Source organism: Mycoplasma anserisalpingitidis (assembly GCF_007858495.1).
GTDB classification, from domain to species: Bacteria; Bacillota_I; Bacilli_A; order Mycoplasmatales; family Metamycoplasmataceae; genus Mycoplasmopsis; species Mycoplasmopsis anserisalpingitidis_A.
Window position 1 is genome coordinate 416383 of the sequence record NZ_CP041663.1, and the last position, 13295, is coordinate 429677.

Below are 13295 nucleotides of genomic sequence, written 5' to 3' on the forward strand. Positions count from 1 at the left end.
TTAACCATCCTTTCTTCTTGGTAATCCACTACGTGGTGGATTAGTATAATCATAAGCATATTGGAGTGCAAAACGGTAGAGTGAATCAACACCACCAACTTTAGTTATTTCTCAATTTGTATCAACTTCCATAAGTGGAATAACTGGTGCAGCATCACGAACAATTTTTTCAACCGAACCGATAAATGTATAAATTTGCGCTTGATCTCAACCTTCATTATTTTCTTCATCTGTTAAATTACCTGAGAAAAAGGCATTTAATCTAGAAGTGTAATCTGATAAAGTTTCATCACTTCTTTGGTAACTCAAATCAATAAATTTTCTTCAATAATCAGGAATTTGTTTTCCTGAAACCGATTGTTTAACTTGATTAAAGTTTAATCTATCTCTAGTGTCAGTAGTTAATTCAACTATTTTATCAAGGCCAAATTTATTAAAGATATATTCATTAAAAGCTTTAGTTATTTTTAAACTTCTTAAACCTGGAATATCATCAAGATTAAGTTCATTTTTATTTAAGTTAATTGAAATATATAAAATTAGATTAGATACATATTCACTTGTAAATAATTCTGAATCATCAGAATATCTCTCTTTAAGAATTTGAATAATTTCATTTGTTTTAGTTTGAGCAAATTCAGTTAAAAGAAGTTTATTTTTACTTCTTCCTGGTTTTTTAATTAATTCTAACATTTCTAAATTTGATTCGATTATTTCACGAATACGGTTAATATCTTTTGATAAAACTTCTGTTTTAGTTAATGTTTTTCCATTTTCTGTGTTTACTAATTTTTCTAAAACTAAGTTAGAAATATAATCAGCGTAAATAAATGAACCAACTGGGTTATCTTTAAATGCAATATTTTTTTGCCCTAATGAGTCAATTTCATCACGTTTGAAGAATGCACCTATGTAATCTGAAGGTCCATTACCACCTATTCTGTCGTAGTTTTGGTAGATAATGTCATATTTACCAGTTTCAATAAAACTAACAAAAGTATTTTCAGGTAAGCTTTTTAGTTCTATATTTATATAACCATTAAAAGCAGCGTTTAATTTTTCTTTTAAGAATTGTCCAGCTTTTTTCTGCTCATCTGTTGAGTTATTCAAGAATGTTAATGAAATACTTTTTAACTCTGGGTGTTTAGCCTTAAATCTTTCAAGATAATATTTAGCTGTTTCTAAATCATAAGCAATATCTTTACGTTCTGTTTTTTCAAAATTAAATGCTTTTGAAAGGTGAATTACATATTCATAATTTTGTAAATCAAAAGTTTTATTGTTTTTTGTGTTTGATGTTAAACCATTAAAGAACATTTCAAGGTTTTTACCATCAAAAGATTTATATTGTCCATATGCAGTTCAAGTATTAACTGGGAATGAAAAATCTCATCCTACATATTTTAAGATATCTTCACGATCAATAGCAAAGTAAATTGCATTACGTAAATCTTGATCTTGTACATAACCGTTTGTATTTGTTTCATTATCTAAGTTAAATCCATAAGCGATTGTTCCATAACCTTGGTTTTTGTTTAAGTATTGTTTAAATAATGGATCAGATCAATATCCAGTAATTTTATTAGCAGGAATAAAAGTCTGTGAAATTATTCCATCTTCAAAGAAAGTTGCATTAATGTTTTTATCTGTTGAAAATAGAATCTTAATTTTGTTTGAAATTGTATTTGAAGCATCAAAATAATCTTTATCTTTAACTAAATCAATGTATCCTTGTGGACCAAGAACAATATCATTGATTAAAAATGGTCCAGTAGTTAAAAATTTCTTAGGATCAGAACCGTATTTTTCAATTCCTTCACCATCAGTTTCAACGTAAGCACGATTTATTGGGTAAAGATTTGAAAAAATTGTAAATAATAAATAAGAAAGATCAGGAGTTTTATTTTCATCAAAAATCGCTGTAAATCCAAATTGATTGTAACTTAAAGTCTTTATTTTACCTTCAATTTTTTCATTACTGAAGTCAAATTTTTGATATGGATTAACATATTGATTTCTTACAAGTTGAATTTTAACTTGTCTATTATCTTTAGTTAATAAAGTAAAATCTTGAACTTCAGCATTTGGGTTAAAACTTGTATTTAAGTGTAGTGATTTAGCAATTTCTTCATTACTAAAATCTAAGAAATATTGTCCAGTATAGAATCCAAATTTTAATGCTGCTTGTCTAATTTTTTCAATTGCATCTAAGTCAATTGGATTTCCATTAGCATCACTAACTTGACTTTGTCATGGGATATCATTAGGATCTTGAATGTATCTTCCTAATTCAGAATTGTAAATGTATTTTCTACGACCTCATGGATTTTTATATGAAGTGTTAAATAATTTACTATATTCTCTTTGAGCAGCAAGAAATTCATCGGCAGCTCTAAAACTATATTTAACTATAGTATCTAACTTTTGCGAACCAGTATTTAAGTCCAAAATATATTCAAGATAATCTCTTAAATCAGTTGCACTAACATAATCACCGTTACTTCATTTATTTTTGTATTCATTAAGATTTCCAGTTATAGCCATATAGTTGTTTTGATTTTTTGGATTTCTAAATGCATACATTGAAGCGCTCTTTTTAACATCTGAACCGATTGTCGGTGCTCCTAAACCCCCAACAATTGAAAAATTATCTACAGCATATCATTGACCAAGTACGTTACCATACCCTTCTTCTGATTCAAGTTTAGAAGAAAGTTTATTGTAGTAATTATCAAAATTTGATGATTGATCAGCTTCAACAACATCCATCATTACAAAGTTAAATTGATTTGTTGGAATAACACTTTTAAGTTGAGTATTTGGTCCAGATTTTAAATATGAATCCACTAGTGATGGAAGTACTTTATCCATTGATTTATAACGAATATAGTTCAAATTATTAATTGGTTCAGTAGCTAAACCAAAATCATATTTTATGAATGAAGAATTTTTGGAAGTATCTATTCCATAAATTTCTTTTAGTTTTTCTAACTCAGTTTTTTTATTATCATTACACGAAACTAATACAGCAAGAGAACTAAATGCAGTAACACTTGAAATAGCTAGTAATGGTAATTTTCATTTGTTTAATTTTTTCATTTCAGTCCTCCTATATGTTAAATTGGTGATTTACAGAAATCACAACTTTTCCTGTTTTTTGTTTATCTTTGTTTAATTCGTTTGTAATGTAAATTGGAGCTTGAGAAGAGTCTTTACCATTTTCAGATAAGCTTTTGATATCACCAAGATTTAGTTGAGATACTACTTCATTATTTTCATCCACAAATTCCATGTAATATGAGTGTTTTGGTAATAATAATGTATCTCTATATTTAGCCATAATTGCATAATCTGTTATTCACGAAGAGTAACCCAAATCATGTAAAGTTACTTTTGAAGAAGCGTCATTTTGTTTTTGTAAATAGAAAATATTGTTTGTCGAATTAATATTTACATTAACATATTTAACTTCTTTAGTGCTTACATCAGTGAATTTAATCTTCTTAATTTTTTCAGCATATTTATTTTCAATAAATCCATACATAGCAACTGCATCATAATCTTTATTTCTAAATACACCTGCGATATTTCTGTTTCCAACTCCATAGTTCATTAATTGTGAAACAAAGAAAGCTTTAGGTCTACTTGTAATTTTTTCACCATTAAAGTCTTTTAATCTAATTGTTTCATCGATAACTTCATCAAGATTTTCATCGTAAAGTTCCATTCCGATTTTTTCTTTTTGTCATCTATCTTTAAAGAAACCATTTGATTTACTTATAAAGTTACCAAAATATGATGATTCTCTTGATTCAACACTAGACATTTTTTGCCCACTAAAAATTTCAGGATTTTTAAAATCTTTGATAATTTCATCACGAACAGCTTGAGTTTTTTCAAATTTTTCTCCAATTATAGCAACCATTTTAAATGCATATTCATCTTTAAGATTATTCAACTCTTTATATTTAGGATCTCTTGAATATGATTGTCCTTCATGTTCTTTTTCGAATTTAGCTATTTCTTCTTTAAGGCGTTCTCATTCAGCTTTATATTCTAAATATTTAGCATTATATTCTGTAAAGATCTTGATTACTAATTCATTGTTGTAATAATCATCAAGTTTTGAAGAAATAAGCGCGTCATAAATTGCTCTATTAGTTTTAGCATGATCTAAAAGACGATCATTTCAAAAACTTAATTTAGTTGCATCAACAACATAATCAAGTCCAGTGGTAGCTTCATTAATTCCATTTAAGAAACTTGGTAAGTTTCCAAAATTATTCGTGTTTGTTATATAAGTAGTTTGTACATAATCACGGGTAAGAGTTTCAGCTAATGAGTAGATATAATCAGTAAATTTGTCATTTAATAAAGGTTCAATTCTTGTTGCATTATATTGAGTTACATCAACTGTTGGAGTACCATTAGTAAAACTAGTCATTACTATTGAATCATAAGTAATATTACCTACTCCCAGATCTTTGAAGAAAATATTATTACCAATAAAAGTGTATAAATCTCAAGTATCAGCATTAACTAAATATTTTGCATCCTCAGTTACTTTAGTAATGTAATCTGCAATAGCTTTTTGAAGAGTTTCTACATCAAATTTATATTTAGTTTTTTCGTCAATTAATTCTTTATTTTCTACATAACCTTCAATGAATTGAGGTTCAAGAATTTCAATTCCATATTCTTTAGAAAAAATTGCTTCATGAGATACTAAATCAGTGGCAGGGTTAAAATCAACAACACTTAAGAATAAATTACTGTGTCTAAAACGATACATTAATTCATTTGCAATATTTTGTTCACTACTTAAAATTGTTTCAATTTTTTGATCATTATTTTCATTTTTTGTTGAGAGTAATCCATTTTTAAAAATATCAAAGTCAAATTTTGTTTTTACATAATTAATATCTCAGTTATACGAAACACTCTTATCTTCGTTGATTACTTTAACAGCTTTTTTATAATCTATTGAAGCAAAGGCAAATAATTCTTCAAGTGAATCAAAGGTAAGTGCCTTTTTAGTTTTATTTTCAGTTTTATTATTTTTAACTTCTTTAACATAACGCTTATTGAATGATTCAAAAAGATTATCAATAATTCCTGAGTATGCACGACTAAATGGATTAATTACAACATTTTGTAACTTACTACTTTGATTATTTGCAAAAATATCTTCATAGTCAATTCCAGCAACTAAATATCCATTAGAATCAACATAAGAAAGTAATTTTGACGAAACAAATGCATTTGGATTATTAGTTAAAATTGATTTATCATTAAATCCAAAATAGTTTGCTAAATTACTTTGAAGAGAATAACTAAATTTACCATATGGTGTACGTTGAGCAAAATCTTTTAAATTATTTAAAATATTTGCATTTGCATCATATGAACTTTTAAGAAACTCTGAATCCGAAGCATAAGGAGTTGTATATTTAGATTTCACTTTGTATGTACTTCCTGAATTTTCAACAAATGCTAAACGAACCCCAACACCTGAAGATTCGTGAATACTTCCTCATTGAGATGATTCTCTACTACTTTTGAAAATATTCATAGCTTCTTCAAAGATATCACCACTAAGTGCTAAATTATGATAAGTGTTTCTTGTTATACCTTGATTAGTTTGTTCGAGGAAGTTTGTACTTGGGTCATATTCATATGATTGATTTCTGTAAACTAAGTTTCTCTTGTAAACCGGGCTTGAAAATTCACCACTTAAAGTTCTAAGCGAAACTTCAGTTTTTCCACCAAGAGAAGTATTTGCATTATTTCATCCACTTTCATAGTATCTTGTGTAAATTAATTGTTGGAAAATTTTTGTAATTTCAGAAATTAAAGCATTCACTTCAGCAACTTCATCACTAGTTAATTCTTCATTTAAAGGAACTGAAATAGCAGGTGTTTTATCGGAATTAAGTAAGTTAACTTTTGTAATAATTTTAGTTTTAGGATCATTATTTAATCAATCAACAACTTTAATTGAAATTGTATTATTCTTTTCATCAACTTCAAGAACATTTTCAAGTGAATTTCCCATACCATCAGTAATATATTTAGCAATATTTGAAGCTTGAACACTACCTGCTTTTAAAATGGCATTACCATTCTCATCAATTTCTTTAACAAAAACTTTAGCTTCACCTTCGATATAAGGGTTTAATGTACCGGAGTCTGAGTCAAAAGAATTAGCGATAAATAAATCACCTAAACTAACACCTCTTAATTCAGCAGCTTTTTTCATTCCATCAAAAGTTTGTAAAAAACGTCTTTCAGGATTATCAATTACATTGCCTACTTCATCATTTTGTTTATTCGTTCCTCAAACGTCTGCGTAACTTTCAATAGCAACAGTTCCATCAGATTTGATGAATTTGAATCTTGTGAATTCTCCTGCTTCACTCACTATACCAGAAGTGTTGATTCTATCAAAATCAAGATTTGTTCTAGCATATAAGTAATTTCTAAGAGCTATAGCTGAATAATACGAAGAATCTGAAGCACCTCCACGAGTTGAAAGACCACCAATTAAAACAGCGTTATTTGGTGTATCTCATGCTTGACCTTTTTCAAGAGTGTAGTGATGTCCATATTCATGAGTTGCAACATATTTTAGGAAATCTGTTGAAATTCCTTCATAATTAGGAATTGAAGCAGATAAAAGTAATGGAAGACCGATTCTATCTTGATCACTAAAACCTTTGTAAATGCCATCCTTGATAGTATATTCAAAATATCCTTTGTCATTTAATTTTCTTACAACATGTGGACCACTTTTTTCTTTCAATAAATGTGGATATTTTTTGACAACGACATCAAAAAGTCCTGCATAAGCTTCATTGTAGATTTGAAATTTTCTCGCTGCTAAACCTTTAACTGGATTTCCGTTCTCATCAACTAAAGTGGTATCTTCTGAAGAAGCAGTTATAGCAATTGGATTAATTGAACCGTTATAACCAATTGCGGATTTAATTTGGTCAAATTGTTCTTTAACACTTTTGTTAGATTGAATATCATTAATATCAAAAATAACTCAACGTGTTTCATTATCATTTGAAATTAATTTAAAGTTAATTTTTTGCGCTGAATTATTGCTATCTCTGTCAATTCTTATTTCTTCAAGTTTATAGTTTTGAATTCTATTTTTAAAATCACTATCCAAATTATTATAATCAGCAAATTCTTTTAAAGCATTAATGGCTTCAATTCTATTTCTAAAGAATTGTAGTTTTGCTCCATTTTCAATTGGTGTGTAAATAGTTAATGTTTCTTTTTCAAATTCATGAACATCATAAAAATCATAGAAATGTTCAATAGTGTTATTAACCACATCTCTAAAAGTATTATAAGAGATTATATTTTTGTCATTCGAAACACCTGGTTTAAGAGTATATTGATAAAATCTCTTTGAATCAGTAATACTTTTGTCTTCAAAAATTATGTTTAATGCTTCAACTTTATCATTAACGACTGAAACTTCTTTAACAGTCATTAATTTGAAATTTTCTTTAGTGATATTTGAAACAGTTGAATCAGTCTGTTCTAATTTAATAATCATATCTTTGAATTCTTGTTCAGAAATATTTGAATCAATAACAATAAAATCGCTCAATGATTTAACATTGTCAAAGTCATTAGGTTTTGAGTTTTTAGAAGGCATTACTAAAAATTCTTTACCAATTAATCTTTCTGGAATGGTTACACCTAAATACGAAGAACTATTTATTAGTCCTTCTCTTGCATTTTTAATTGAAGTAGCTAAGGGAATATTTGATAAAAATTCGTTTACTTTATCCAAAGATTCTGGGTTACTAAAAGTTGAGTAAGTTAAAGAATCATTAGCATTTCCCGAACCACTAAGAATTGAATATATTGGCATCGAACCAAAGAAAGCATCAGGGAAGAATTTAATTTCACTCGATTCTTTATGAAGTGTTGAATGTGAACCAAGTGTTATAGCATTACCGTTTTGTTCAACACCAGGAACAATTCTAAAAGAATCTAGAGTTAATAAGTCAGGACCTCATGAAACATTGTCAATAAATCATTTAGTAAATTCAATAAATTGCTTTGGGTTTACCGCTAAAACATACTCATCGTAAAAACTAAAACTTCCATATTTAACTTCTAATGTAAAACTTTCATTGTAAATCTGATAGTAAACATTGAAAAATTCATTAAAAGTATATTTCTTGTCAACATTAGATTCAAATCAAAATTCGTTATAATCTTCACTTATTCTAGCAACCACCTTTTCTTTAAGCGGGTCAAGTATAGCTAACTCGGGTTTTAACTCTCCATTAACCCTGAATGATGAATAATCATTGATTAATTTATTCTTAGGTATGCTTGAATAAGTTCCGTTAACTTCATCAGAATTATTGGCATAAATGAACATACCAGAAATAGCAATTGCTGAACCAGCAAATAAAACTCCAAATGAGGTTAGAATTTTTTTCTTTAATGAAATAGTTTTTCTTCTTTTACTCATATATTTCCTTCTCTTTTTACTTTTATTTAAGTATTTTATTTTAAATTATAGTAAAAAAACTATATATGCATAGTAATAAAAAAATTTTTTCATTGTTTGAAATTTAAAAATAAAAAACGCAATTGCGTTTCTGGTGCCTAAGACAGGACTTGAACCTGCACGGATTTCTCCAGTGGATTTTGAGTCCACAGCGTCTACCATTCCACCACTTAGGCATTTGTATTATTATACACTAATAATTCGATTTTATTCTTTGATGGTTTTTTTCATTTTTAATCTCATATCATTTAACTATTTCATCTTCTTCTAAACCATAAAGTTTTGCAAGACCCAAAACTAATTCGAATATAATCAATATTTTTTCCTTATCTAACTGTTTTGTAGCATCAGAAATAGCATTGAAAGTTGCTATTAATTGTTCATTTATATCGTCACTAATGACTATTGGGTTAATCGAAGTAGGTAAGTTATAATCATTACCAAACGAAACTAAAAAATGTATTAAATCTGCAAATTCCTCATAAATGAAATCTATATTTAAATTTCTTGTTTTCTTTCAATATTTAAATGTTTCAATTTCGTTAGCAAACTCACCTAGTTCAACATGCAAAGCAATTAATTTTCTTTTTTCAAGATCAACTTTACTAAAATTAGGGTTTAATTCAAAAGCTTTTAAAGTTAACTTTTTGTCTAATTCCAATTGCTTATTAAATATATCACTAAAATTCATGAACTAATTATACACAAAATAAATAAAGTATGAATAAGTTATACGACTGTAAATACCTAAAGTTTAAGAATTATTAATTATGTAATTTAATAATTTTTTAAGTTATGCAAATTATTTGTAATTTACAAAAAATAAATCTTATTATGAATAAATAGGTTTAAATTTATATAATATAGCATAATTATGCTATAATTATTCTAAAGGGTATTATGAAGAAAAATTTATTCAAAAAGCAAGAAAAGGACTTAACAGTTTCAGTACATTTCTCTATAAGGGGTTCATTGGTTAAAAAAATTGAAAATGATTCAAAAAAATACAATATCACAAAATCAAAAATTGTAGATACAATATTATGAGAATACTATAAAGAAAAATAAAAATTGAGGTGATTATGAATAAAAATAATGATAAATTAAAAATGATTGATCTTTTTGCTGGTGCTGGTGGTTTAACATATGGATTTTACAAAAATGAATTCAACCCAATTGAAACAATAGAATTTTGAGAGCCCGCTACCAAGACATATAATATTAATTTCAAAACTGATGTAAAACCTTTGGACATTACTGATGATAATGTTAGAAATCATTTATACAATAAATGAAGGAACTTAACAGATATTGTTATAGGAGGTTTCCCATGTCAAGGTTTTTCAATGGCAGGTAAAAGAGATAAAGAAGACCCTAGAAATCAACTATATAAATACACAATAGATGTTATAGATAAAGTTCAACCAAAATGTTTTTGTTTAGAAAACGTAAAGGGAATACTATCTTTTAAAGAAATTGACGGTGTTAAAGTAATTGAGAAAATAAAAAAAAGACTTGAGGATATAGGATACTATTCAAAGTATATTTTATTAGACGCTTCTAATTTTGGTGTTCCACAAAAAAGAGAAAGAGTTATATTTGTAGGTGCAAAATTAAAAGATAAAGATAAAGTAAACAAAATAATTGATGCTTTGTCTAACTACAAAGAAAAAATTGTAACTGTTAGAGATGCAATATACGATCTAAAAGATAAAGATGAAGATAAAGTGTTTAGTCATATTTTTACAAAACATTCACCAGAAATGATTGATAAGATAAGGAATACTGAAATTGGTAAAAGTGCGATGAAAAACTTTTCGGATGCATGAAGAAAACTCGATTATGAGAAACCATCTTTCACAGTTAAAGAAAATCATGGTGGAGTTCATTTACATCCAGAATTACCAAGAGTTTTAACCCCTAGAGAACTAGCAAGATTACAAAGTTTCCCTGATGATTTTTTGTTTTATGGTAACAAATCAGAAATTTTAAAACAAATAGGTAATGCTGTTCCTTGTAAACTTTCTCTCGAAATAGCAAAAATAGTTAAAAAACATTTCTTTTAACTTATTTTTTTATTTTTTCAATTATATTTTTATAAATATTTTCTAACAATTGTTTTGTTCTTTCTTCGGAAATTAAATTATCTGGAGTTTTATTTTCTAATAGAAATTTTTCAGAAACTTTTAATCTTCCTGAATTTATGTTAAATGTTTCAGACCAATTTCTATTATCAGACATATAACCTCGTAAAAAAGAACAGTCATACAACAATTGTTGCATGACTGTTTTATATTCTTGGTCCTTTTAGTAAAATTATAGTGCAAAAAAATAAGAAAGGAACCAATATGATTATAGCAAATATTAAAAATTCTCTTGAAAAAGTTGTGTGTATTAAAACTAAAGAAAAACATTTACCAAACAATCACTATTTAATCAAAAATTCTGAAGAAGAAATCAGAATTCTTCATTCAAAAGTTATAAATAACAGATTACTCAAAGCGAATCAAATGAACATTCTTCATTTAAATGAATGCCTAAGATTATTCAAAGAAGGAAAGAATTTTTCTAAAGTTTCAGAAGTGATTGGATTTCAAACACACACCATTAAAAAGTTATTGAAAATTTCAACAACAAATCAAGGTGATTTTGTCAAAAAATATAAAAAAGTTTGTCGCAACTGTGATCAATATATTAATTATGTAAACTATATTGATTTCCAATTAATTGCCGAACATCTTATGCTTTATAAGTCCAAAAGAACAAGACTTCATTCAAAGACTATTAAAAATAAATGAAGAGATTTTATTAGATTTTGAAAATCTGAAGTTAGTTATTATAGGAAAAATAGATTCAATAAAGATTTTACAAAAAGAGCAATCAAAGTTTCAGCTAAAGCTCTTGTTAATAAATTTAAGAAGATGTTTCCTAACAGTTTCTGCCCTACTCCTAGCACTGTATACAAGTGCTTAAAGTCAAATGAGTTTAATTTATCTATAGATATTTTGCTCTTTCTTTCTGTAGGAAAATATCACAAGAAAACTAGAAAAGTTCAAAAAAGTTCTCTTAAAAATGCTGTTAGTATTCATCAAAGGCCTGATGAGGCCAACCATAGATTAAAGGAAGGTCATTTTGAACTTGATACTGTGATTGGACAAAGCAAGGATAAGAATTGTTTGGTAACTTTATTAGATAGAAAAACTAGAAAACTTTATGTAATATTATCACGCAAAACTTCTGAGGCAGTGAAAGATGCTTTACTTGAAATGATTAAAGTTAATTCCATAAAAATAACAACATTAACGGTTGATAACGGCTCCGAGAACGTGCGCTTGCACGAAGTTATTTCTAATAACAATTTGTTTAAATGTGATGCATATTGTTCATACCAAAAAGGTTCAATAGAAAATATCCACAGACACATTAGAAGATTTATTCCTAAGGGTGTGTCTATGGATAAATTCACAAATAAACAAATTTATGTGATGAGCAAAAGAATTAATGAATATTTAACACTTATCAATCAATAATTTTACTAAAAATTTTAAAATCGGTCATGACCGATTCTTTTGGTGTGCTTTTTTATATAAAAAAGCATTATAATTATATAAATCGTAGCACTAACGTACTTCAAGGACTTTGATTAAAATGCATTGTTAAATGACTTTTCTATTTCATAAGACATATAACCTTTAGAAAAATCTACTTCTTCTAGAAAAAAAGATTTTATATTATTTATTTTAATTTTAGATTTTTGAATAGTATAAAATATTTTTAATAACATAAAATGTTTTGTGTTTTCGTTATAATTCAATACATAATCCTTATGTAGTTGATTAATCGAAGCAACAGCATCGTTATTTTTAAGAACTGACTTTATGTTTACTAAAAATAAATGATGATTAAAATAAGAATAAAAATCAAAAGAAGAATTTTGAGTCTTTTTAAGACTATCCCTTTTAACCAATATTTTATTATAATTACCTTCATTAACTTTTGTTTTGGTAATTAATTTGTTTACCAAAAATTCCTCTATTAAAAATCCTAATGCAGTTGATGATTCAACACAATTATCTTCTCTTTGCAATAAATTGACTTCTTCGATTTTTAACTCTAAAACATTATCGTAATTATCAAAAATTTCTTTAATAATTTTTGTAATTTCATTTTGAAATTCTTTTTGTATTTGTAAGTATTTATTCATATCTTTATCCTTTTTATAATTATATGTAATTAGCATATTTATTAAAGTTTTAAATTAAATTATTCATTAAATAAAAAAGAGTCTATGATATGACCATAAACTCAATTTAATTTATAATTTATTACTATTTTAAGCAACTTTTAGTTGAATCACATTCACAGTAACTACATTTACATTCTTTATTAGTTTCACAATCTTTTAAAGAATCACATTTTTCTTTGCATTTTTCATCACATGATTTGCAATTTTGATTTGGGTCACAGCATTCTTTTAAATCACAATTTATATTGCAATCACTTTTTGATGAGCATTCAACTTTTTTGTTTTTACATGAGTCATCTTTACATTTTAATTCTGTTGATTTAGCACATGTTTTTTCTTTACTACAAGTTCCTTTTTGTGAGCAAGTTGATTTGCATTCATTTGATGAATTTTCTTTAACACATTTACAATTCATAATATAACTTATAAATAATTGATTATTTATAATCCCCTTTCAAAATAATTATAATATATTTTTTTATAAAAAAATTAGTTTTTTAATGA

General features: G+C 26.6%; 9 protein-coding genes and 1 tRNA gene. 3 read left to right on the forward strand and 7 right to left on the reverse strand.

The window, feature by feature from the left end; translation table 4 throughout:
- From FOY43_RS01570 to FOY43_RS01585, 4 genes are all read right to left on the reverse strand, one after another.
- Entirely contained in the window at positions 1-3099 is a 3099-nt protein-coding gene (locus FOY43_RS01570; RefSeq protein WP_146308817.1) for an ABC transporter substrate-binding protein, read from the reverse strand.
- Positions 3100-3109: 10 nt separating this feature from the next.
- Entirely contained in the window at positions 3110-8506 is a 5397-nt protein-coding gene (locus FOY43_RS01575; RefSeq protein ID WP_146308818.1) for a PDxFFG protein, read from the reverse strand.
- 131 nt (positions 8507-8637) lie between these two features.
- Positions 8638-8721: transfer RNA gene (locus tag FOY43_RS01580), tRNA-Leu, on the reverse strand.
- A 17-nt stretch (positions 8722-8738) separates the two neighbouring features.
- The gene (locus tag FOY43_RS01585; protein WP_146308819.1) at positions 8739-9236 is read right to left on the reverse strand and encodes a dUTP diphosphatase; all 498 of its coding nucleotides are present in this window, start codon (positions 9234-9236) and stop codon (positions 8739-8741) included.
- A 209-nt stretch (positions 9237-9445) separates the two neighbouring features.
- Between FOY43_RS01585 and FOY43_RS03865 the strand changes: the two genes are divergently transcribed.
- Entirely contained in the window at positions 9446-9613 is a 168-nt protein-coding gene (locus tag FOY43_RS03865) for a hypothetical protein (protein WP_162847757.1), read from the forward strand.
- A gap of 14 nt (positions 9614-9627) precedes the next feature.
- Positions 9628-10611: a DNA cytosine methyltransferase gene (locus tag FOY43_RS01590; protein WP_146308820.1), complete on the forward strand. Its 984-nt coding sequence runs from the start codon at positions 9628-9630 to the stop codon at positions 10609-10611.
- 1 nt (position 10612) lies between these two features.
- Here the strand turns inward: FOY43_RS01590 and FOY43_RS03870 are convergent, their stop codons facing one another.
- Positions 10613-10786, reverse strand: a complete 174-nt coding sequence (locus tag FOY43_RS03870) for a hypothetical protein (RefSeq protein WP_162847758.1) — start codon at positions 10784-10786, stop codon at positions 10613-10615.
- A gap of 80 nt (positions 10787-10866) precedes the next feature.
- On the opposite strand from FOY43_RS03870, the gene FOY43_RS01595 reads away from it, so the two are divergent.
- Positions 10867-12075, forward strand: a complete 1209-nt coding sequence (locus tag FOY43_RS01595) for an IS30 family transposase (protein ID WP_146308596.1) — start codon at positions 10867-10869, stop codon at positions 12073-12075.
- 113 nt (positions 12076-12188) lie between these two features.
- Here FOY43_RS01595 and FOY43_RS01600 read toward each other — a convergent pair whose 3' ends face one another.
- Both FOY43_RS01600 and FOY43_RS01605 read right to left on the reverse strand, forming a co-directional pair.
- The gene (locus FOY43_RS01600; protein WP_146308822.1) at positions 12189-12749 is read right to left on the reverse strand and encodes a UpaP162 family type II restriction enzyme; all 561 of its coding nucleotides are present in this window, start codon (positions 12747-12749) and stop codon (positions 12189-12191) included.
- A 124-nt stretch (positions 12750-12873) separates the two neighbouring features.
- Positions 12874-13206 carry a hypothetical protein gene (locus FOY43_RS01605; RefSeq protein WP_146308823.1) on the reverse strand — a complete coding sequence of 111 codons (333 nt, stop codon included), beginning with the start codon at positions 13204-13206 and terminating at the stop codon, positions 12874-12876.
- Positions 13207-13295 lie beyond the last annotated feature (89 nt).